General features: G+C 63.6%; 14 protein-coding genes. 8 read left to right on the top strand and 6 right to left on the bottom strand.

What is annotated here, in order from left to right:
- The 6 genes from DXK93_RS17685 to DXK93_RS17710 form a co-directional block, all read left to right on the top strand.
- Window positions 1–4,738: VCBS domain-containing protein (locus DXK93_RS17685; RefSeq protein WP_119450722.1), on the top strand; the 4,738-nt coding region annotated here is incomplete at its 5' end.
- 161 nt (window positions 4,739–4,899) lie between these two features.
- The gene (locus DXK93_RS17690) at window positions 4,900–5,241 is read left to right on the top strand and encodes a retention module-containing protein (protein ID WP_054458560.1); all 342 of its coding nucleotides are present in this window, start codon (window positions 4,900–4,902) and stop codon (window positions 5,239–5,241) included.
- A gap of 170 nt (window positions 5,242–5,411) precedes the next feature.
- Window positions 5,412–5,648, top strand: coding sequence for a type I secretion C-terminal target domain-containing protein (locus tag DXK93_RS17695; RefSeq protein WP_054458562.1), 237 nt, complete (start codon window positions 5,412–5,414; stop codon window positions 5,646–5,648).
- Between the two features lie 160 nt (window positions 5,649–5,808).
- A complete protein-coding gene (locus DXK93_RS17700) occupies window positions 5,809–10,143 on the top strand; it encodes a retention module-containing protein (RefSeq protein WP_119450723.1) in 4,335 nt (1,444 codons plus the stop codon).
- 106 nt (window positions 10,144–10,249) lie between these two features.
- Window positions 10,250–10,933 carry a transglutaminase-like cysteine peptidase gene (locus tag DXK93_RS17705; protein WP_175162500.1) on the top strand — a complete coding sequence of 228 codons (684 nt, stop codon included), beginning with the start codon at window positions 10,250–10,252 and terminating at the stop codon, window positions 10,931–10,933.
- Between the two features lie 17 nt (window positions 10,934–10,950).
- Window positions 10,951–12,909, top strand: coding sequence for a LapD/MoxY N-terminal periplasmic domain-containing protein (locus tag DXK93_RS17710; RefSeq protein ID WP_119450725.1), 1,959 nt, complete (start codon window positions 10,951–10,953; stop codon window positions 12,907–12,909).
- A gap of 47 nt (window positions 12,910–12,956) precedes the next feature.
- On the opposite strand, the gene DXK93_RS17715 is transcribed toward DXK93_RS17710, so the two are convergent.
- From DXK93_RS17715 to DXK93_RS17725, 3 genes are read right to left on the bottom strand one after another with little or no spacing between them, the layout of a single operon-like run.
- Window positions 12,957–13,796, bottom strand: a complete 840-nt coding sequence (locus DXK93_RS17715) for a M48 family metallopeptidase (RefSeq protein WP_119450726.1) — start codon at window positions 13,794–13,796, stop codon at window positions 12,957–12,959.
- A 37-nt stretch (window positions 13,797–13,833) separates the two neighbouring features.
- Complete coding sequence (gene aroC, locus DXK93_RS17720; protein WP_054458570.1) at window positions 13,834–14,904, bottom strand: chorismate synthase; 1,071 nt, start codon at window positions 14,902–14,904, stop codon at window positions 13,834–13,836.
- A 36-nt stretch (window positions 14,905–14,940) separates the two neighbouring features.
- Window positions 14,941–16,323, bottom strand: coding sequence for a bifunctional diguanylate cyclase/phosphodiesterase (locus tag DXK93_RS17725; protein WP_054458572.1), 1,383 nt, complete (start codon window positions 16,321–16,323; stop codon window positions 14,941–14,943).
- Window positions 16,324–16,832: 509 nt separating this feature from the next.
- On the opposite strand from DXK93_RS17725, the gene DXK93_RS17730 reads away from it, so the two are divergent.
- Window positions 16,833–18,806 (top strand): EAL domain-containing protein, encoded by a 1,974-nt coding sequence (locus DXK93_RS17730; protein ID WP_119450727.1) that lies wholly within the window; start codon window positions 16,833–16,835, stop codon window positions 18,804–18,806.
- Between the two features lie 95 nt (window positions 18,807–18,901).
- Window positions 18,902–20,347, top strand: coding sequence for a sensor histidine kinase KdpD (locus tag DXK93_RS17735; protein ID WP_233564561.1), 1,446 nt, complete (start codon window positions 18,902–18,904; stop codon window positions 20,345–20,347).
- Between the two features lie 15 nt (window positions 20,348–20,362).
- Here the strand turns inward: DXK93_RS17735 and DXK93_RS17740 are convergent, their stop codons facing one another.
- The 3 genes from DXK93_RS17740 to DXK93_RS17750 form a co-directional block, all read right to left on the bottom strand.
- Window positions 20,363–21,082, bottom strand: a complete 720-nt coding sequence (locus tag DXK93_RS17740) for a response regulator transcription factor (protein ID WP_054458575.1) — start codon at window positions 21,080–21,082, stop codon at window positions 20,363–20,365.
- A 215-nt stretch (window positions 21,083–21,297) separates the two neighbouring features.
- Complete coding sequence (locus tag DXK93_RS17745; RefSeq protein WP_119450728.1) at window positions 21,298–22,785, bottom strand: YdiU family protein; 1,488 nt, start codon at window positions 22,783–22,785, stop codon at window positions 21,298–21,300.
- Entirely contained in the window at window positions 22,782–23,153 is a 372-nt protein-coding gene (locus DXK93_RS17750; protein ID WP_054458579.1) for a DUF2069 domain-containing protein, read from the bottom strand. Before DXK93_RS17750 ends, DXK93_RS17745 begins: the two co-directional genes overlap by 4 nt.
- Window positions 23,154–23,163 lie beyond the last annotated feature (10 nt).

A 23,163-nucleotide genomic window follows, 5' to 3' on the forward strand; every position in this document is an offset into this window, starting at 1 on the left:
CTCGAAGGATCACACCGCCGGCGACGACTCCGTCACCGACAAGTTCACCGTCACCGTCACCGATGCGGCCAACCAGGTCAAGTCCGACGACCTGGTCGTGCTCATCACCGACACCGCTCCTGAGGCCAAGAACGACACGGCGGGCATCACGGAAGGCACGACCGCCCCCATCTCCGGCAACTTGTTGGGCAACGACACGCTCGGCGCCGATGCAGTCACGACGGTCATCACTACCGGCGATGCCAAGTACGGCACGCTGGTAGACAATGGCGACGGCACCTGGTCCTATCAGCTCAACAACAGCCTGCAAGCTGTCCAGGGGCTGCAGGCGGGCGAATTGCTGACCGAGACCATCCGCTACACCATCACCGATGCCGACGGCGACAAGAGCGAGGCCGTGCTGACGATTACGATCACCGGCACGAACGATCTGCCCTCGATCAGCAGCGCCAGCATCAACCTGTCTGAAGAAGGCCTGCCGCACGGCATACCTGACAGCAATGGCACCACGGATACGACGAACGCTGTCACCTACTCCGGCAACCTGACCATCTCCGATTTGGATGTGAAGGACACCCATACCGTCACCTTGGTCAAGCCGGCGGACAACGCCCTGACCTCACAAGGAAAACCTGTCGTCTGGACCCTGTCGGACAATGGCCACACCCTGGTCGGCAAGGACTTCCACGGAAACTCCGTCATCACTGTCACGATGACCGACGCGGGCGGCTACACCGTAACCCTGTCGGGCCAAGTGGATCACCCGACGAACTCGGTCGAGGACGTGCTCCAGCTGGGTATCGGCGTGCAGGTCAGCGATGGCCACGCCACCAGCAACGGCACCATCACGATCAATATCGAGGATGACAGTCCGGAATTCGGCGCCGTCTCCAATGCTGTGATGGAGAATGCCGCCACCAGCGCCACCGGCACCCTGGAATTCCATACGGGCGCCGACGCCGTGGGCGCCACGCTGGTCGTGTCGTCTGTCGGTCAGCTGCCGCAGAACTGGACGACCAGCGCGCTCAACAAGTCTTCGGTCGACATCTTCTCGCCCAACGGGACCAAGATCTTCACGGTGACCCTGAATCCGGAGGGCGGCTATACCGTCACCCAGCACGAAGCCCGGCCCGGGACGACCGCGTCGATCGACTTGGCCTCCTCGATCAGCAACAACCCCCAATCCACCTATGACCTCGGCTATGCCACGCTGAGCGCCGGCGGCGGAAAGACGTTCAATGCCAACACGTTCGGCAGCGGAAATTCGTTCGGGATCGGCAACACCTCCTTCGACTCGGGCGAAAGCTTCCGCATGGACTTCAACGAAGCCCTCTCGGATTTCAAGCTGAATGTCGCGGAAGTCAAGGGAAGCGGCACGCTCAATATCACGGTATGGAGCGACGGCGTCTCCAAGATGATCTCCGTACCCGTGAACAGTACGACTGGCGCCATTCACATCACGAAGGAGATGTTGAGCCAGGGCACCCCCTCGTTCACTCAATTCGATAGCATCGAGGTCACCGCGGGCAGCGGCGTCAGGATGTCCTTCCTCACGACCGGCTCCTATACGGAAAGCGTTCCCGCCGGCCCGATGGACTTCACGGTTGGCGTTACCGGAACGGATGGCGACGGCGACAAGGTGAACACGCATTTCAACGTGACCTCCACCGCGGAATCCGCCGTTACGAACGCGACGAACAAGGTGGCGGAAGCCACCGGCGACACCGTTACGGGAACGATGCAGATTTCCGCGGCGTTGGGCATCGTGAGCGTCGACGTAAATGGCGTGGACGTCACCAAGGCGACGAATGCCAACCCCGTCAGCCTGACCACGGGCAAGGGCACGCTCAAGATCACCGGCTACGATCCAGCTACCGGCAAGCTCACTTACACCTATACCGAGAAGGGGAAATCCCAGAATCACTCGAACGGCAAGGACAGCGTGCATGACGACTTCATCGTGACCGCCAAGAATGCTGGCGGCCACGGCAGCAGCGGCAGCCTGATCATCCAGATCACCGACACGGCGCCCGAGGCAAAGCCGGACACGGCCAGTGTGACGGAAGACAAGGTCTTGGAAGCCACCGGCAACGTCATCACCGGCACCGGTGCGGACGCCGTGGGCGCCGACGTGACCACGGTGGTCGGCGTGGCCAAGGGTTCGGCCAACGCGAACAAGGCGATCGAAGGCAACGTCAACGCCGAGGTCAATGGCGTGTACGGCAAGATCACCATCCACGCCGATGGCACCTATACCTATACCCTGAACAACACCGATCCGCGCGTCAATGCACTGGGGCAAGGCGACAAGCTCTCGGACGTGTTCTCGTACACCATCCGCGATTCCGACGGCGACTTCAGCACCACGACCATCACCATCACGATCAATGGCACCAATGACGTGCCGGTGATGACCAACGACTTCCGGTCGGTCACGGAAGATGTGAACGTCACGGGCGGAAATCTCACCGTCAAGGGCGCGGTCACGATCACGGATCCCGATGCCGGCCAGTCGACCTTCGACACCGCCACCCTCAAGCTCACCAACAGCACGCATGCCGGCGGAGCGCTGGGCGTCATCGTAATGAAACCCGATGGCACCTATACCTACAACGTCAACAACGCCGCGATCCAGTTCCTCAAGGCGGGCGAAAGCATCGTCGAGACCTACACGGTCGCCTCCGCCGACGGCTCGGCCACCAGCACCATCACCATCACCATCAATGGCGTCAACGACGCGCCCACGACCGTGGACGGTTCCGCGAACCTGGAAGTTGGCGATAACCAGTACGTCTTCTCGCTGAACGATTTCCGCTTCGACGATGGAGCGGAAGGCAACAGCCTGCAAAGCGTCATCATCACCCAACCGCCCACCAGCGGCACGATGACCTATAACGGCAAGCCGGTCACGGCCGGCATGGAGATTCCGAAGTCGGCCATCGAACAAGGCCTGCTGAAGTTCACGCCGGGCGCCGACAAGCAGGACAGCTCCTTCAATTTCCAAGTGAAGGACAATGGCGGCACGGCGAATGGCGGCAACGACACCTCGACCGAGCACAAGTTCGTCATCTCCGCCGATCACCTGGTGACCCATGGCAATGACGACAGCGGCAGCGGCGGCAAACCGCCGCTGAACGGCGGGTCGGGTGATGACGTCATCCTGGCGGACCAGGGCGGCTACGTCACGAACGTCACCCCCGGCACGAACTACAACATTGCGCTGGTGGTGGACCGTTCAGGCAGCATGTCCGCGCAGTCCGGTTCCGGTGTCAACCGCATGCAACTGGTTAAGGACGCGCTGGTCAAGCTCGCCGCCGACCTGGAGCACCACGACGGCGTCGTCAACGTATCGCTGATCGGCTTCGCAACCCATGCTCAAGATCCGATCACGTTCAACAACCTCACGCAGGCCAACCTGAACCAGTTGATCAAGGCGATCAACGATCTGACTATCGCGACGGGTAACACTGCGGGGACCAACTACGAAGCCGCCTTCAACGCGACCGTGAAGTGGTTCGCCGATCAGGGCAAAGTGAATCCCAGCGGTACGAAGTTCGAGAATCTGACGTTCTTCCTGACCGACGGAAACCCGACGCAGTACTACTACAACGACAAGAAGGGAGTGGACGGACCGGGTAACGATACCGACTACAACACCATGAAGGAATCCGTCGACGCCTTCAAAGCCCTCAACGGCGCCAGCAAGGTCCACGGGATCGGCATCGGAACCGGCATCGACAGCAACATCCTGCGCTTTTTCGATAACACGGACAGCTCCGGCGATGGCCAGATCAGGCTGCCCACCGGGTGGGACTGGTTCGGCAATCCCTCGGGATACCAAACCGTTTACGGCAAGACTGGCGCAATTGACATCGTCAACACCGCCAACGACCTGGAGGCCGCTCTCAAGGGAGGCAGCAGCACGAGCAATCCGGCCGAAGTCGGCCACGACACCGTCTACGGTGGCGACGGCAACGACATCATCTTCGGTGACGCGATCAACACCGACCACCTCGCGTGGGCCGGCAATCCCGCGGGATCCCACAATGGCGGCGGTCTCGACTCGCTGAAGGACTACCTCAAGGCCGTGGACGGCGTCGCCCCGACGAACGAACGGATATACGAGTTCATCAAGCAGAATCCGGGTCAGTTCGATGCGGCTGGCGACACGCGTGGCGGCAATGACGAATTGCATGGCGGCAAGGGCGACGACATCATCTACGGCCAGGGCGGCAACGATGTCCTGTGGGGTGATGACGGCAACGACAAGCTCTATGGCGGAACCGGCAACGACGAGCTCCACGGCGGCGCCGGCAACGACATCCTGGTCGGCGGCAAGGGCAACGACACCATGTGGGGTGACGGCGGCAGCGACACGTTCAAGTGGCAGCTTGGCGACCAGGGCACCACGGCGCAGCCTGCGATCGACACGATCAAGGACTTCTCGAAGGCTTCGGTCGTCGACGGCGGGGATGTGCTGGACCTGAAGGACCTGCTCGTGGGCGAGAAGGACGGCAACCTGTCGCAGTACTTGAACTTCAAGCAGGATCCGGCCAACTCCAACAATACGCTCGTCGAGATCAACACCCAGGGCAAGCTTGGCTCCCAGGGCGCGGATCAGAAGATCGTGCTGGAGAACGTCGATCTCACCCATGACGCGAACGGTCAGGCCATGAGCAATCAGGCCATCATCAACGACCTGCTGCAGAAGGGTAAGCTGAACGTCGATCACAGCTAAGCAGCAAGCCCCGGGAAGGCCGGCAACGGCCTTCCCGGCGGTGCATTCTTCATCAAGCATCAGCATTGCTGCTTGACGCTATCAATGTTGCCAGTATCGAACGCCGGCAACGCCATCTAGTATCTGGTCATCTTGGATAACGCCCTGAAAAGGGACCCGAAATGGCCAATACTTCTCCCACAATCGTCAACGAAATGTCCGGCCGCGCGTGGCTGCGCCATAGCGACGGGTCCCTGACCGAACTGCGCCAAGGCAGCAAGGTCCCCACCGACAGCGACATCGTCACTGCCTCGGGCGCCACGGTTTCCCTTCAGCTTGAAAACGGCATGCTGGTCATCATCGGCGAGAGCCGCGAGGTCGCGCTGACCGCCGAAATGACCAGCACTCTGGACGACTCGTCCGAAGCCGCGCTAGCTCCGCCCTCGGGCACCGATTCCGACCGCTTGCTGGCCCTCCTGCGCAATGGTCTCGGCCTGTTCGATGAACTTGCCCCCTCGCCGTAGTCGTGGCCGGCTAGGGGCCGCTGGCGGCGGCAGTTTCGTCCGCCTGGCACGCTTTCTTGAAACGGCGATCCTCCGGCGATAGCGACGCGTTGCCGCCCCCCGGTGGATAAGATCAAAGACGTCTCGATCCGGAAACCCGCCTATGGCGGCGACACTCGGACATCCAAGGATTGTTGGTCGGCGAAAACGACAGCACACTGACCAAGTACCTGGACTTCCGTAAGGAAGGCTATAACACGGTCATTGACGTGAATACCCAGGGCAAGCTTGGCACCCAGGGCGCGGATCAGAAGATCGTGCTGGAAAACGTCGATCTCACCCACGACGCCTACGGCCAGTTCATGAACAACCAGGCCATCATCAACGACCTGCTGCAGAAAGGAAAGCTGAACGTTGACCATGGCTAAGCGCCGAGCCTAGAGGACTCGCAATGGCCTTCTCGGCCTGATGCACCTTTCATCACGTCGCTACGTCATTGTTCAGCACTATCAGTATTGGCAGTATCGAGCGCCGGCAACACTACCTAGTATCAGGCCATCTTGGACTACTCCCGGAAAGGGGACCAACATGGCCAATACGTCTGCCGCAATCGTCAACGAAATCTCCGGTCGCGCATGGCTGCGTCATGGCGACGGATCCCTGACCGAACTGCACCTAGGCAGCAAGGTCTCTGCCGGCAGCGACGTCGTCACGGCCTCCGGCGCCACGGTTTCCCTTCAAGTTGAGAACGGCATGCCGATCGTCATCGGCGAGAACCATGAGGTCGCGCTGAGCAGCGAAATTACCGCCCCCCTGGCCGACGCGTCCGAGGCCGCGGTGACCCCGCCCTCCGGCGCCGACTCCGACCGCCTCCTGGCCGCTCTGCGCGACGACCGCGACCCCTTCGATGAGCTCGACCCCACCGCTGCCGTCATGGCCGGCGGCGGCAATGCCGACGGCAGCAGCTTCGTGCGCCTGGCCCGCATTCTGGAAACCACCACTCCGCTGGACCAGGCTTACCTCCCCCTGAACCACGGCGATAGCATCCTGCCCCGCGTGCCTGGCGCCGGCTTGGTCGACAACGGCGACAATGATGAAACGGCAACGTCCGTCGCCGCCAATAACCCTCCCAATGCGCGGGACGATGTCGGCAGCGGCGACCAGAACAGCCAAGTGCGGGGCAACCTGCTCGACAACGACACGGATCCCGATGGCAACTCGCTGGCGATCTCGTCGGTCGGCAACCATCCCATGGTCCCAGGCGGCGTCGCCATCAGCGGCAGCAACGGTGGCACGTTCATCGTCCTGCCGGACGGCAACTATGTCTTCACGCCGGGCAGCGCGTACACCCATCTTGCCAACGGCGAGACAAGCACCACTACCATTTCGTACACCGTTACGGACTCCAGCGGCGCCACCTCCACGGCGACCGTCGTCGTGACGATCACCGGCACCAATGACGGTCCCGCTTCCACCGCCATTGCCGGCACCGCCAGCATCGACGCCCAGGCGGGAGTGAGCTACAACGTGTCCGGCCATTTCTCCGATCCAGACTCCAACGACAAGCTCACCTACACCGCGACCGGCCTGCCGCCCGGATTGAGCATCGATCCGAACACCGGCATCATCACCGGCACCATCGATCACTCGGCCTCGCACGGAGGCAACAACGGCGTCTACAACGTCACCGTTACGGCTACGGATCCCGCCGGCGCAACGACGTCGCAGAAGTTCGACTGGGACGTGACCAATCCTGCTCCGACCGCCGCTGCCGATTTGGGCAGCACCGACGAGGACTCGACCCTCAGCGTCAACGCCCGGAACGGAGTGCTGGCCAATGACAGGGACCAGGACGGCGATACCCTCGCCGTCTCGCAGGTCAACGGCAGCACGGCCCACGTGGGCTCGCCGGTTCCCGGCTCCGTTGGCGGCACCTTCACCTTGAACCCGGATGGCTCCTACACGTTCCACCCCGGCACGGCTTTCCAGTACCTCGCCGCCGGCGAAAAAGCCTACACATCGATCATCTACACCGTTTCCGATGGCGAAGGCGGTACCAGCACGGCGACTCTCACGGTCGAGGTCACCGGCACCAACGACGGCCCCGCTTCCTCCGCCGTTGCCGGCACCGCCAGCATCGACGCCCAGGCGGGAGTGAGCTACAACGTGTCCGGCCATTTCTCCGATCCAGACTCCAGCGACAAGCTCACCTACACCGCGACCGGCCTGCCGCCCGGATTGAGCATCGATCCGAACACCGGCATCATCACCGGCACCATCGATCACTCGGCCTCGCACGGAGGCAACAACGGCATCTACAACGTCACCGTTACGGCTACGGATCCCGCCGGCGCAACGACGTCGCAGAAGTTCGACTGGGACGTGACCAATCCTGCTCCGACCGCCGCCGCCGATTTGGGCAGCACCGACGAGGACTCGACCCTCAGCGTCAACGCCGGGAACGGAGTGCTGGCCAATGACAGGGACCAGGACGGCGACACCCTCGCCGTTTCGCAGGTCAACGGCAGCACGGCCCACGTGGGCTCGCCGGTTCCCGGCTCCGGTGGCGGCACCTTCACCCTGAACCCGGACGGCTCCTACACGTTCCACCCTGGCACGGCTTTCCAGTACCTCGCCGCCGGCGAAAAAACCTACACCTCGATCACCTACACCGTTTCCGATGGCGAAGGCGGTACCACCACGGCGACTCTCACGGTCGAGGTCACCGGCGCCAACGACGGCCCCGTCCTCCAGGCCCAAGTCAACCAGGCACTGGAAGGCCATTCGGCATCTGGCAGCGTGCTCGCTGGCGCGACCGATGCCGAAAGCGATGTACTGACCGTCATCGACTTCACGATCAACGGTGCGAAGTACGCCGCTGGTAGCACTGCCATCATTGCTGGGATAGGCACTCTCGTCATCAATGCCGACGGCGGCTATAGCTTTACGCCGGGCGCAAACTGGAATGGGCGCGTGCCACCCATCACATACACCGTCACGGACGGCGCGACCACCACCGTTTCCAGACTGGACGTCGACGTCCTGCCAGTCAATGACGCCCCGGTCTCTCAGGACGGTTCCGGCAACGTCGCGGAGGGCAAGACCTACGTGTTCGGCGCGAACGACTTCGTCTTCTCCGACCCGGCAGAAGGCCATTCGATGAAATCCGTGATCATCGACTCCCTGCCCACCGGAGGCACGCTGCTGCTCAACGGCAGGCCGGTCACGCAGGGGCAGGAGATCAGTGCGGAGGACCTTGTCCGCGGTAAGCTGGTATTCGAACCCAACGCCGCCGACGCCGGTGAAAACGCTGGCGCGTCCTTCAACTTCCGTGTCAAGGATACCGGCGGCAACGCCAACGGCGGCCAGGACACGTCCGATCCGCACACATTCAAACTGCACACGGACCAGATCCTGGGCGGCCATAACGGCAACGAAACTATCAAGGGCGGCTCAGGCGACGACGTACTGCTGGGCGATCAGGGCGGCGTGCAGAAGACCGTGACGCCGGGCACCAGCTACAACATCGCCGTTGTGCTGGACCTGTCGGAATCGATGGGATACTACTGGGGTAGCGGCTCCGCCCGCGAGACACGCCTCGCAACCGCCAAGAAAGCCCTCAAGGCACTGCTGGAAAATCAGCTCGCCACTCATGATGGCACCATCAACGTGTCTCTGATCACGTTTCAGAAAGGTAGCGCCAAGCAGTTGAAGACAATCTCGGACCTGACGCATGACAATGTCGACGAGATCGTGAACACCCTCCTCGGCTTGCGAGCTGACGGGTACACACCGTATGGCGCAGCCTTCCATGAAGCCAAGAACTGGTTCGACCGCCAACCCACGGTCGACGGCCATGGCAAGCCGTACGAGAACCGGACCTACTTCGTGACGGACGGCAATCCAACCGCCGAAAAGAAATACAACCGTGACGCCGAGTTCAACAAACTTGCCAAAGTCAGCGACGTCCGGGCGATAGGCATCGGCTCGGGAATTTCCCCCCTTGTACTCGACAAGTATGACAACACGGCCGGTTCGCAAGTGGTGCAGAAGCCGTCCGATCTTGAGACGACCCTGGTCGGCAGCAAGACGACCGACGAACCCGTTCCAGTCGGCAACGACAAGCTCCACGGCGGCGACGGCGCCGACATCCTGTTCGCCGATGCCATCAATACCGACCGGTTGCCATGGGGCGTCAACGGCAATCCCGCCAAGCCCACCGACCAGCCCGACGGATCTGGCCTGGATGCGCTCAAGCAGTTCCTGTCTCTGAAGAACGGTGCGCTGCCCACCGACGCCGAGCTGCACAAGTTCATTTCGGATAACCACGGGCTCTTAGACGTGCAGGGCGATATGCGCGGCGGCAATGACGAATTGCATGGCGGCAACGGCAACGACATCCTCTATGGTCAGGGCGGCAATGACATCCTGCATGGCGACGATGGCAACGACATGCTGTACGGTGGCACCGGCAACGATAGCCTGCGCGGCGGTGCGGGCAACGATAGCCTGATAGGCGGCCAGGGGGACGACATCCTGTACGGCGACGGCGGCAACGACACGTTCAAGTGGGCGCTGGGCGATCAGGGCACCACGGCACAACCAGCCGTGGACACGATCAAGGACTTCTCGAAGGCCACGATTGCCGAGGGTGGCGATGTGCTGGACCTGAAGGACCTGCTCGTGGGCGAGAAGGACGACAACCTGTCGCAGTACCTGAACTTCAAGCAGGATCCCGCCAACTCCAACCACACGCTCGTCGAGATCAACACCCAGGGCAAGCTTGGCTCCCAGGGTGCGGATCAGAAGATCGTGCTGGAGAACGTCGATCTTACCCATGACGCCAATGGTCAGGCCATGAGCAACCAGGCCATTATCAACGACCTGCTGCAGAAGGGTAAGCTGAGCGTCGACCATGCCTGAGCGATAGCTCCCGGGAGGCCCCGCAGGGGTCTTTCGCCCCCCCCGCATGACGCATTTTTTCCCAGGGCGCGCCTAAGATGCCCGGAAAAATGTGAAAATCCGTTTCATGCCATCGTCCCGCCGTTTCCGCCGCACGCTGAATCTGTGCCGATTGGCTTTGCTATGCCTGGCTTGCGGCTGGGGCGGAAGTTCCGCCCTGGAAGTGAACGCCGACCGGCTGCAAAGCCTGTCGGCCAGCCGCTATGGCGCAAAAGGCTCCAAGGCGGTTTCGGAATGGCTGCAATTGATGCGCAGCCCCGCCCCTGCCCAGGAAAAAGGCGCACTGACACAGGCCAATGATTTCTGGAACCGCTCCCTGATGTCCGGCGAGGACATCACCATCTGGAAACAGGCCGATTATTGGGCCACGCCATTAGAATCGCTGGGCAGGGGCGCGGGCGATTGCGAAGACTACGTCATCGGCAAGTACTTCACGCTGCTGGCGCTGGGCGTGCCTGCCAACAAACTGCGCTTCATCTACGTCCGCGCGCGCATCGGCGGCGCGGCCAGCAGCACCCAGATCGCCCACATGGTGCTGGGCTATTACGAAACCCCCAACGCCGTGCCGCTGGTGCTGGACAACCTGATCTCGACCATTTTGCCCGCCACGCAGCGCCGCGACCTGACGCCAGTATTCAGTTTCAATGCGGACGGCGTCTATGTGGACGGCAAGCCCGCCGCGCCGGTTGACCGTCTCAGCCGCTGGCGTGATCTACTTCAACGCATGGAACGGGAAGGCGTGCGCCCCTGATGTCCGGAAATAAGACTATGTCCATACTTCGACAGCTATTGCTCAGCGTTACCCTCGCCATCGGCGTCATCCTGCTGGGCACGCTCGCGCTCAGCGTGAATTCCGCCCGGGAGTACCTGTCCGGCCAACTGCAAGTGCAGAGCACGGACGCTGCCGTGTCGCTGGCGCTGTCGCTGTCGCAGCCCGCGAACAACGACCCGGTCGTGCAAGAGCTGCTGGTGTCGGCGCTGTACGACGGCGGGCATTTCTCGCTGGTGCGCTTGAGCGATCCTGAAGGCAAGGTCCTGATCGAACGGAAATCCACGGCCACCGCGGCGTCGGTCCCCGCCTGGTTTCAGGCGCTGGCTCCCTTGACGACGCAATCGGCCAGCCATGCCGTCAGCGACGGCTGGCGCCAGATCGGCGAGGTCACGCTGATCGCCAACGACGCCTATGCCTGGGAAGCCCTGTGGCGCAGCAGCCTCAAAATGATCGCCCTGGTGGTGGGCGCCGGCATCTTGTGGGCCGTGTTCGCCTTCATGCTGGTGGGCTGGATCAAGAACCGCCTGTTGCGTGAGATCAGCGACCACGTGCGCAGCATCGGCCAGGAATCCCCGACGGAACAGGTCGAGGCGCGCGTGCCTGAGCTCTCCGGCGTGGTGCAGGCGTTGAACCAGACCCGCGAACGCATCCATGCCAGCGTCGAAGAACAGAACGCCAAGATCGAATCGCTGGAACTGGAACTGAACCAGGACCCAGTCACGGGCCTGCCCAACCGCAAGTACTTCGTCAACGAGTTCCGCCGCGCGCTGGAGGCCCCTGCCCTCACGACCGGCCGCAGCATCGACGGCGGCCACGTCCTGGTGTTCCGCCAGCGCGACCTGGCGGACCTGAATCGCCATATGCCGCGCGAGTTCATCGACCAATGGCTGCGCACGGCCTGCGAACGCATCCGCGGCACGCTCAAGAGCATGCATGTGGCATCGCCCCTGCTGGCCCGTCTGAACGGCTCGGATTTCGCCTTGCTGCTGCCCGGCTGCGCGGCGCCGCAGGCCATGATGGTGGCCGAACAGGTGCGCGCCGACCTGCACGCGTCCCGCATCCCCGTGGGTGAAGGACATCTGTGCCGCTGGGCGCAGGCCATGACCGACTATGGCCACGGCAGCCAGGCCGGGCCGGTGCTTGCCCGCCTGGACTTCGGCTTGATGCGGGCGGAAAGCGCCGGCAACGACCATGTCGTGATCGCTGGCGCGACCGACATGCAGTCGCCTTCGGAATCGGGCGAACGCGCCTGGAAGGACGCGATCCAATCCGCTTTGGAAGAGCACCGCTTCGAGCTGGCCACGGAAGCCCTGCAAGCCACCGACGGCAGCACCGTCCGCACCGAAGCGATGCTGATGCTGCGAACCGCGGCCGACCAGGTGCCGATACCCGCCACGCTGTTCATCCCGCCGGCCGTGCGTCTGGATCTGGTGGCCGATTGCGACCTGGAGGCTGTGAGCCTGGGACTGGACTGGCTGGCCGCCAACCCTGGCGAATTGGCTGTTCGGGTGGCTCTGCCCTCGTTGCGGGGCCAGAAGTTCTTCCGCCAATTGGCGCTGCTGCTGACCGAACACCGGTCTCTGGCGCGGCGCCTATACCTGGAAATCGATGCGCACGGCCTGGTGGAATGCCACGAGCAGATCGCCACGCTGGCCCGCGTCGCCTCGGAGTTCGGCACGCATATCGGCGTGCGCCGCCTGGCTCAGCAGTTCGGCGCCGTTGCGCAACTGCACACCCTGCCCTTGTCGTACGTGAAACTGGGCGGCGGCTTCGTCGGCGGCATGTCCCAAAGCCCCGGCAGCCAGCAGTTGACGGCATCGGTGCTGGAAACCGCGCGCGGCCTGAAGATAGCGGTCTATGCAGAAGATGTGCCGGATGCCGAAACCCAACGCATCCTGGCCAGGCTGGGCATCGCCGTCATGCGCGGCCCCGGCGTCAAGACAGCCGCGGCATAAGACAGCGGATCGAGGCGGCCGTAATAGTCACGGCCGCCGCTAGAGCCTCAGCGGGAGGCTTTGCCCTTGGACTGTTCGTACAGCGGCAGCACCTGCTGGGCTGCGGCCTGCAGATCGCTGATGCGCGATGCGGCGGACGGGTGAGTCGACAGGATCTCGGGCGGTGCGCTGCCCTGGTCGGCCGCGCCCATTTTCTGCCACAGCGTCACGGCGGCGCGCGGATCGAATCCCGCCCTGGCCGCAAGCTCCACGCCCATGCGGTCGGCTTCGGTTTCATGGGTGCGGCTATTGGGCAGCGTGAACATGACGCTGGTGAACTGTCCGCCCAAGTCGGACGCCGCGGAAGAACCCGTGGCGATCGCCAGCACCGACAGCCCCAGATTGGTCGCCATCTGCTGGGACACACGTTCGCGCGCATGCTCCCGCAAGGCGTGCGAAATCTCATGGCCCAGCACCGCCGCCAGCTCATCGTCCGTGGGCTTGATCTTGCCAAGCAGGCCCGTGTAGACAGCGATCTTGCCGCCCGGCATGCACCAGGCATTGATCTCGTTGCTGGACAGCACATGCACTTCCCATTTCCAGCTGGCGGCGTCAGGCCGGAAGACTCCTGCCTGCGCGATCAGCCGCTGGGAAATGGTGCGGACCCGCGCCACCTGTTGCGGGTCGCGGTCCAGCAGGCCCTTGGCCTGCGCCTGCTTGAGTATGTCGGCGTACTGCTGGGTCGCTTCCTGTTCCAGCGCCTGCGAAGGCACCATGCTGGACATGTACTGGGTCCGGTTGACGCCAATGGCGCCCGACTGCGTGGTATTCATGCCCGTGCAGCCCGCCAGGGCTGCCAGCCCGAGCGCTGCACCCGCGTTGCGCAGCAGAAGACGTTTCCGGTTCATGGCAGACCTCCCAGGCAATTCGAAGAGCAACAGCGTATCAGACTACCGGATCGCCACACTGGCCGCGGTGGCGCAAGGCGTGGTCGATCAAGACCAGCGCCAGCATCGCCTCAGCGATGGGCGTGGCGCGGATGCCGACGCAAGGGTCATGGCGACCCAGCGTCTGCACCATGACCGGGTCATTGGCGCGGTTCACGGAGCGGCGCTCGACGCGGATACTGGAGGTAGGCTTGATGGCCAGCGAAACGGTGACTGGCTGACCAGTGGAAATGCCGCCCAGCACCCCGCCCGCGTTATTGGTCAGGAAACCGTCCGGAGTGATTTCGTCGCCGTGCTCCGAGCCGCGCTGAGCGATGCTGTCAAAGCCCGCGCCGATCGACACGCCCTTCACGGCATTCAGGCCCATCATGACGTGCGCGATGTCGGCGTCCAGCCGGTCATAGATCGGTTCGCCCCAGCCCGCGGGCAGGTTCTCGGCCACGACCTCGATCCGGGCGCCGACGGAGTCGCCGTCGCGGCGCAACTGGTCCATGTAGGCCTCCAGTTCGGGCACGACTGCGGCATTGGGCGCATAGAACGGATTATTGGGAACCTCTTCCCAGGAATCGAAGGGGATTGCAATGGGCCCCAACTGGCTCATGTAGCCGCGCACCTTGACGCCGTATTGCTCCGCCAGCCATTTCTTGGCGATGGCGCCTGCCGCGACGGTCGGCGCCGTCAGGCGCGCCGAAGAACGGCCGCCCCCGCGCGGATCGCGCACGCCGAACTTGCGCCAATAGGCATAGTCGGCATGGCCCGGTCGAAACGTGTCGGCGATGTTGGAGTAGTCCTTGCTGCGCGCGTCCGTGTTGCGGATCAGCAGGCCGATGGGCGTACCCGTGGTCACTCCCTCGTATACGCCCGACAGGATTTCCACCTGGTCGGCTTCCTGGCGCTGCGTAACATGGCGCGACGTGCCGGGACGGCGACGGTCCAGTTCGAGCTGGATGTCGGAGGCATCCAGCGACAGCCCCGGAGGACAGCCGTCCACGACGCAACCGATGGCTGGCCCGTGGGATTCGCCGAAATTGGTGACGGTAAAGAGGGTACCTAGGGTATTGCCGGGCATAGGGAGTCAACAGGTGGGGTTTGCAAGCAACCCCGATTATGACACCGCCGAGGCCAAAGCCTGGATTTCGGAGGCCGGTGCGGGACGTCCCAACAGGAAACCCTGCATGACCCGGCATCCCAGCGACTTCAGGATTTCGCGCTGGCCCTCGGTTTCGACTCCCTCGGCCACCACCGGCAGATGCATCGCCTGGCACAGGCCGAACAGCGCCGAGACCACCTCGCGGCTGCCGGCGTCGGATTCCAGCGCTGAGATGAAGCTGCGGTCGATCTTGACCCAATCGATCGGCAGGCAGCGCAGGTGGTTCAGGCTGGAATAGCCGCAGCCGAAGTCGTCCAGCGCCACACCGATGCCCATCGCCCGCAACGTGTTCAGGATCTTCACGTGCCGTTCGTAGTGCAGGATGAAGAGAGATTCCGTGATTTCCAGCACCAGCTTGCGCGGGGCAAGGTTTGCGGCCGCAAGCGCATTCGACACGAGTTCGACCAGGCCATCCTCGTTCATCTGCTTGACTGACAGGTTCACATGCACGCGCCAGGTCGCCGGCCATAGCGCAGCCTGGGTACATGCCCGCTCCAATATCCAGGCCCCCAGCGGCACAATCAGGCCGCTGCGCTCGGCCAATTCGATGGTCACCGCGGGCGAGACGCTGCCGAGCACGGGGTGATGCCAGCGCAGCAGCGCCTCGCAGCCCTGCACCATGCCGGTGCCGCTGTCACAGACCGGCTGGTAATACAGTTCGAACTGATCCATGTCCGGCGTGGTCAGCGCCAGCCGCAGGTCGTTCTCCAGCCCCTGCTGGTCGCGCTGACGCGCCAGCATGCGGAAATCGAACAGGTTCCAGCCCGGCCCGCCGCGCTCCTTCAGCGGCAGCAAGGCGACCTGCACGCAGCGCTGCAGTTCTTCCACGCTGCGGCCATGCTCGGGATACAGGGCAGCGCCGACGCGGAACATCGCCATCAGGGGACGCCCGCCGAGTTCGTAAGGCACGCTCAGGGCTTCCAGCAGCTTGGCCGACACCTGAGCGGCTCCGGCCTCATCCACGTCGGGTGCGCAGACCGTGAACGCATCCGCCCCCGAACGCGCCACCATGCCGCCCATGGACCGGCAGATCAGGCCCAGGCGATTGGCCACCTGCACCAGCAGAGCCTGGTCTTCGCCGGCGCGCAACATGGCGCTGATCTCGGCGTATTGCTCGAAGCTCACCAGAAAGAAAGCGCCGCGGCGCGAACGGCCCTCGGCATCGTTGAGCCAGGCACGGGCGCGCCGGTGCAATTCCTGCTGATTCAGGACCCCGGTCAGTTCATCGCGCGTCAGGCGTTGACGCAGCAGGCGTTCCCTGCGTACGAAGACCCAGCATATCGCTACAAGTGCGCCCGCAAGCGTCAGGCACAGTGCGAGCAGGTAACTCTCACGCACGAAGCCCCCTATCCATAAGCCCCTGGCGTTGCGGTTCGAAAGGGAACCCAAGGACTGTAACATTTTTTAAAATATGCATTATTTTCGCAAAAAACGCCACACTTCAGAGGCAACGCACCTCTTTTCCCTGTATTCCTACGGTTACTTTGGTTGCTCACGGAGGGTTTGGGATGAGCCACGACAGACTGGCGCCGGCCCTTGCGCCATGCTCGCCTACTACTTACGACAGCTACACCCGAAAAATTAATACACCGTGTCTCGATAGTTGTCATTGAAAATCAGACAGCTTCGAAATAATTGCACAGCTTGGCGTCTTACGGCGTGAATTTAGTAATATTCGGCACGTTCTGTGACATGTAGAATTGCTGTACCACTGATGTATTAGTGACTCGTATCACACCCGTATCCCGGCCCTCCAGCCCTGATCTCGATCCGACGCCATTCCATCCGGACACCTGGCAGTCCTCAGTGCAGGCCACGCAACGGCCAGGAAGGGAACCTCCAAATACATGTCCACATTCCGCCGGCTACTTTTCTTCACCGCCCTCCTGATCGGCCTCGTTCTGCTCGGCGCACAGACGGTGGGAATGCTGGCCGCGCACCGCTATCTGAGCGCGGAGTTGGCGCGGCAAAGCGACGACGGCGCTAATGCGCTGGCCTGGGCCTTGTCGCATGCGGCCGCCGCCCCCGAAGAACGGACTGCGCTGGTGGATGACATGTTTGCAGGAGGGGAATATGCGCTGGTGCGCATCACGGACGACAATGGCGCGCCCGTCGTCGAACGGCAAACGCCGCAAACCGACCCACAAACCAGAGAGCACGATTGGCGTGATGCCTGGCTGAACATGGCCGCACCCGCCGTATCGCGGCCTTACGCTGCGCCAGACGGCAGCTCACAAGGCGTCGTGACCGTGCAAGCAGATTCGCGGACTGCTCGCGATACGCTATGGCAAGGCGGCGTGCGGGTCCTGGGACTGGTGCTGGCCGCGAGCCTGCTGTGGGCCCTGTTCTGCGTGAATCTGGCGCGGCGAATAGAAGCGCGCATCTCGCGCGACGTCCGTGAACGCGAGCGCGCGCTCGCGCCTGGCGACCGCAAGACATCGAATGGCGCCAGCGAACAGGCGGGTGTCGACCAGGCGCTGGTGGACGCGCAACGCCTGGTCGCCGCCACGGTCCAGGAACAGAATGCTCGGATCGAATCGCTACAGAGCGAGATCTACAGGGATCCCGTCACCCGGCTGCACAACCGCAAGTATTTTGTCGACCAATTCAGATTGGCGCTGGCGGACAAGGACCCTGAAGCGGGCGGCCATCTGCTGATGTTTCGTCAACGCGATTTGGCGCAGATCAACCGGCACCTCTCGCGCGCGTTCACGGACCAGTGGCTGCGCTCGTCTTCGGACCGGCTGCGCAAGCTGGTCGCTGAATTCGGCGCTCCGGGGGCCATGCTCGCGCGCATCAGCGGTTCGGATTTTGCGCTGCTGCTGCCCCGCGCCTCGGCGCCTCAGGCCAGCCTGCTGGCCGAGCGGGTGCGGCGCGAACTGCGCTCGCTGCGCGTGCCCATGGACAAGCATGAATCCTGCCGCTGGGCCCTGGCGATGGCCACCTACGCGCCAGGAGACAGCATGAGCGACATCCTGGCACGGCTGGATCACGCGCTGATGTGCGCCGAAAGCGCCGACGACGACCAGATAGCCTCGGCCAGCCGCGCGCCGGACAGCACGCACATCGGCGAATACAGCTGGCATGACGCTCTGGTCACGGCGCTCGAACAACACAGGTTCTCCTTGTCCGTGCAGCCTCTGCACGATCTTTCCGGCGGCCTGCTGCACCAGGAAGCCAGCCTGACCCTGCACGACACCAGCGGCGCCGACCCCGTTCCGGCTTCGATCTTCATGCCTCCCGCCGTCCGCCTCGGCCTGTCCGCCGAATGCGACATACAAGCCATCCGCCTGGGGCTGGACTGGCTGTATGCGCGCTCCGGCGCGCTGGCAGTGCCGATTTCGCTGGCATCGATCGCCCAACCGTCGTTCCAGTCCAGGCTTCAACGCATGCTGGCCGACCGCCCCGCCCTGAGCGCGCGCCTGATCGTGGAAATCGACGCGGCGGCCCTGGCCGCTCAGGGAACCGACTTGCACCCGCTTTGCGACATCGTCGTGGCTGCGGGCGCCCGCGTCGGTGTAAGCCGACTGTCGTACCAGTTCGGCGCCATCGAGCACCTGCACGAATTCCCCTTGTCCTATCTGAAGCTGTGCGGCGGCTTCATCGCCGGCCTGCTCCACAGTCCGGGCAGCCAGCACCTCGCCGCCACGGTGGTGGCCACCGCGGCCGCGCTGAATATCGCGGTCTACGCCGAGGACGTGCCAGACATTGCCACGCAAAACGTCCTGGCGGGCCTGGGCGTCCATGCCATGCGCGGGCCTGTCGTAAACTCCGGCCAGACGCACGACATCGCACCTGATCATCCATGGGTTTCCAGTTGACGGAAGGCATGCTGCTTCGCATCTGTTGGCTTTTTCGCGCCCGCTGGCCTTCCCGCCTGCGGCGCACCGGTAACGCCTCCGCGGTTCGGCAAGCCATGCTGCCTCGCGTGGGGATGCTGCTATGCGCCTTGCTCGGCCCCGACGCGGCGCTGGCCTACGGCGTAGGCGTTTCACACGAAGACCTGCATCTGGGCCTGACAGCCGGTGTCGCCACGGCCTGTGGCGTGGCCTGCGCAGTCGCATGGGCGGCCACCCGCAATGCCATTTTCGGCGCGGGGCTGGCCTTCATGTTGATCGAAGGGGTTTTCCGCTCCATGCCCACGCTGTTGCCGGCGGCGGCGCTGCAAGCCGGCTCCTATGCCGCCCTGCTGGCGCTCACGGCGCCCATCCTTAAAGAAGCATCCGCCGACAAACTGGCGACGGCCTGCCGCTGGGCCAGCCTGGCCTTGACGCTGGTAGCGGTACTGGCGCTGATCGTCGCATACGCCCCGGGCAACGGCGTCGTGTCCGCCGCCATCGCCGGGGCCTGCGCCATCGCCAGTCTGCCGCTGGCCACCTGGTTCATGGTCCGCGCCGCCAGTCCGTCGCCAGCGCGAGCGACCGCGCTGGCCTTGGCCGGCGCCTATGGCATCTCGGCCTGGCTGCTGGGACAGGACGCCTGGCTGCCCCAGGCCGCGGCAGGAACGATCGCCGAATTGGCGCGACTGCTGCTGGTGTCTAGCGCCTTGATCCTGCTGGCGATCCATCAGCACGGCCACCCGCAACTGGGGTCGAAACGCGCAGGCCACGAGCACGCCGACGCGGAACACCTTGCCCAAGGCGAACTGCGGCTGGCAGAACTGGCCGGCGCGCTGGATACGCAGCGCCAGATGAACGCACTGATCTCGCACGAACTGCGCGCACCGCTGGCCACCGTCAGCGCGGCAGCCCAATCCCTGGACATGATACTTGCCGAGAGCGGCGAGGCCGTGGACAACCGCCTGGCGCGCATTCATCGGTCGGTCGCACGGATGACCGAACTCATGGATCAGTTGCTGAACCAGGACAGGCTGGGCGAACAGGCCTGGATGCCGCGCGGCGAACAAACGGACATGGCGGATCTGGTGCTCGATGTCGTCACCGCCATGCAGCCCGATACGGCGCATGCGCTGATGGTGCAAGCCAGCCCCTCCCTGCCGGTCTACTGCGACCGTCCGCTGACCAGCGTGGTGGTACGCAACCTGATCCACAATGCCATCAAGTATTCGCCGGCGAATGAGCCCGTGCGCATAGAAACCGGCGAAACCCGGGTGGGCGCCATTCCCATGGCGTGGGTCGCCGTCACCGACCGCGGCCCGGGCATAGGCGTCGAGGAACAGGCCAAAATCTTCGAACCGCATTTCCGGCGCACAGCGCACCGCGAAACCCAGGGCATGGGTATTGGGCTCTACCTGGCCCGGCGCATCTGCCAGAACCAGGGCGGCACACTGACCATGGAAAGCGAAGTAGGCGTAGGCACGCGCTTCGTCGTCACCCTGCCGGCCAGCGCTCCGGCGGCTTGACCGCCTCTGGCGGGTTCAAGCCGCGAACACGTAGCCCTGGCCGCGCACCGACAGCACGGGGAGCTTCAGGCCCGCGCTTTGCGCCTTGGCGCGCAAACGGCTGACCAGCACGTCGATGCGGCGCAATTCAAAGCCGCCCGGGCTGTCCGGCAGGAACAATTCCGCCAGGACCTGACGGCTGACCGCGCTGCCGGCGGCATCCATCAGGGCAACCAGGAAGGTCCGTTCCTGGGCGCTCAGATGCAGCGAGGCGCCATCCGGCGCAACCAGGATCCAGCCCCCGTCCTGCAGGGACCACGAAGTGTCCGCGGTGGCGCGCGTTTCCGCATCCACCGGCCGAGGCGCCTTCGCAAGACGCATCCGACGAGCCAAACTACGGATGACGGAACTGAGTTCCAGCAGATCCACTGGCTTGGTCATGTAGACATCGGCGCCGCCTTCCAGGCCGCGCACCCGGTCTTCCAGCGCGCTGCGACCTGTCAGCATGACGATACCGACGGGGCTGAGGGCGCGCAGGCGGGTCGCCACGGAGAAACCGTCTTCACCGGGCAGGTGGGCGTCAAGAATGACGATGTCGCAGGGTTGTTCCTGCAACCGGCGATAAAACGCCGCGGCATTATCACAGGCGAATGCCACCCGGAAACCATAGCCACCCAAGCCTAACGCCAACTCCTCCCGGAAGTCGGCGTCATCCTCAAGCAGACCGATACACAGCAAACCATCTGCGCCAGCCATATTTAGAGTGCTTTATTTTGAAGATTATCGACAAATGCCCCGCGGACGCAGAGCCCCCGGGTATTCCGTTGGCGACAATCTTACGTCTTTTACAATGGAAACGAATGATTGCAATGAAAAAAACTGCGATATTCCTTGTCCAAATGGTTATTTTCCCGTAAATCGCGGGAAAACGGCTTTCGTAAATGTCCCGGTTGTTCGGCTGGCGGCCGGTTTCAAGACGAACAGCTGACCTCCAGGCTGCCCGCCCAATCCGGCGGCAAACCCGCATACCGCTCATACCCCGGCTGGGCCTCGTAGGGGTTGCGCAGCAACCTCATCAAGGTCTCGATCTCGCTGGCATCGCCGGTCTTGGCCGCCCGAATCGCCTCTTCCGCCAAGTGATTGCGCAGCACGTATAGCGGATTCACGCGATTCATGCCCGCGGTTACATTCTGCATCGGCCGGCCGTCCTGCGCGTGCCGCGCCACCAAGCGATCCAGCCAGGCTCCTGCCGCCGGCCGGTCGATGAACAGGTCCTCGAACGCGCTACGCTGGCCCGACAAGGCGTCGGCCAGGCGACGCCAGGTCAAGGTGAAGTCCGCCTGATTGGCGTCCATCAGCTTGAGCAGATCGTCCAGCAACGCTTCGTCGGCCGGTCGCCATGCGACCAGGCCCAGCTTGGCGCCCATGCGGTCATGGAAGGCACGCGTGAAGACCGGCTCAAATTCATCCAGGACTGCTCGCAGGCCTTCTACATCCTGCACCAGCGCGTGCAGGCTGCCACCCAGGCGATAAAGGTTCCAGAGGGCGACGGACGGCTGGCGGTTCCAGGAATAGCGCCCTTCCGAGTCCGAGTGATTACAGACATGGCCCAGCCGGAAACCGTCCATGAAACCGTAGGGGCCATAATCCAGCGTCAGCCCCAATATGGACATGTTGTCGGTATTCATCACGCCATGGCAGAAGCCCACCGCCTGCCAGTCCGCCATCAGCAGCGCCGTACGCCGGGTGACGGCGCGCAGCAGGTTGATATAGGGCGTCACGTCATTCGAGGGCTCGCCCGTTCCCGCTTCCCGGCATTCCGGGTAATAACGGTCTATGACGTAATCCGCCAGCGTCTTCAGCATGTCGGGCTGGCGGCGCGACGACCAATGCTCGAAAGAGCCGAAGCGCACGAAACTGGGGGACATACGCGTCACAATTGCGGCTGTCTCCACCGTTTCCCGCATGACCGGGTCGTCGGACACCACCAGCGCCAGCGCCCGCGTCGTGGGCACGCCCAGCCCGTGCATGGCCTCGCTGGCCAGGTACTCGCGCACCGATGAGCGCAGCACCGCGCGGCCGTCGCCCATGCGCGAATACGGCGTCATGCCCGACCCCTTGAGCTGCAGCTCCCAATTGCCCTGCGGCCCCTCGACCTCGCCCAACAGATGGGCGCGGCCATCGCCCAACTGGCCGGCCCAGACGCCGAACTGATGGCCACTGTAGACCGCCGCCAGCGTATCGCCGCCTGGCAGCGGTTGGGCGCCGGAAAACACGCTCAGGAACTCGGGCGTGGACAGGGCCGACGGGTCCAGGCCGATCAGTTCCGCCGCTTCCGCATTGCCGTGCAGCAAGCGCGGATTATTCAAGGCCTGAGGCGCAAGCCGGGTGTAGAAGGCTGCGGGCAATGCCGCAAAGGAATTGACGACGCGCAGGTCGGACAACGTATGGGCGCTCATGCGCGTTGCCTCCTGGCAGCCCGTTTGGCAGGCCGCACGTAGAAAATGGCGCTAAGGAAGAAAATGGCCGACAGCAGGATCTCGCCCCAGGCCATCAACACGGATAGCGGAGCCGGATCCGACATGGCCCGCACCGCGCCCTCCATCAGGTAGAGCAGCGACAGCATCGAGGCCCACTGATAGGTATAAAGATTGCCGCGCAGGATGCCGCGCAGCGGAAACGCCAGCGGCAGGGCCTTGAGCAGCATCCAGGAACCGCCAGGCCGCAGCGGCGCCACCACGGTTTCCCAGGTGACGCAAAGCACGATCAGGGCGAACAGCGATACCGAGGCCAGCAGGCGCAAGCGGGGGTTGAGTTCAGGGTTCATGCTGCTATTA

The organism is Achromobacter sp. K91 (assembly GCF_003576205.1).
Taxonomy (GTDB): Bacteria; Pseudomonadota; Gammaproteobacteria; order Burkholderiales; family Burkholderiaceae_B; genus Achromobacter; species Achromobacter aegrifaciens.

What these genes read in the sequence shown, in the direction of transcription:
- DXK93_RS17705 (WP_175162500.1), top strand. Translation starts at nt 10,250, where the DNA reads ATGCCATCGTCCCGCCGTTTCCGCCGCACGCTGAATCTGTGCCGATTG.
- DXK93_RS17750 (WP_054458579.1), bottom strand. Translation starts at nt 23,153, where the DNA reads ATGAACCCTGAACTCAACCCCCGCTTGCGCCTGCTGGCCTCGGTATCG.
- DXK93_RS17700 (WP_119450723.1), top strand. Translation starts at nt 5,809, where the DNA reads ATGGCCAATACGTCTGCCGCAATCGTCAACGAAATCTCCGGTCGCGCA.
- DXK93_RS17745 (WP_119450728.1), bottom strand. Translation starts at nt 22,785, where the DNA reads ATGAGCGCCCATACGTTGTCCGACCTGCGCGTCGTCAATTCCTTTGCG.
- aroC (WP_054458570.1), bottom strand. Translation starts at nt 14,904, where the DNA reads ATGCCCGGCAATACCCTAGGTACCCTCTTTACCGTCACCAATTTCGGC.
- DXK93_RS17690 (WP_054458560.1), top strand. Translation starts at nt 4,900, where the DNA reads ATGGCCAATACTTCTCCCACAATCGTCAACGAAATGTCCGGCCGCGCG.
- DXK93_RS17735 (WP_233564561.1), top strand. Translation starts at nt 18,902, where the DNA reads ATGCTGCCTCGCGTGGGGATGCTGCTATGCGCCTTGCTCGGCCCCGAC.
- DXK93_RS17730 (WP_119450727.1), top strand. Translation starts at nt 16,833, where the DNA reads ATGTCCACATTCCGCCGGCTACTTTTCTTCACCGCCCTCCTGATCGGC.
- DXK93_RS17740 (WP_054458575.1), bottom strand. Translation starts at nt 21,082, where the DNA reads ATGGCTGGCGCAGATGGTTTGCTGTGTATCGGTCTGCTTGAGGATGAC.
- DXK93_RS17715 (WP_119450726.1), bottom strand. Translation starts at nt 13,796, where the DNA reads ATGAACCGGAAACGTCTTCTGCTGCGCAACGCGGGTGCAGCGCTCGGG.
- DXK93_RS17710 (WP_119450725.1), top strand. Translation starts at nt 10,951, where the DNA reads ATGTCCATACTTCGACAGCTATTGCTCAGCGTTACCCTCGCCATCGGC.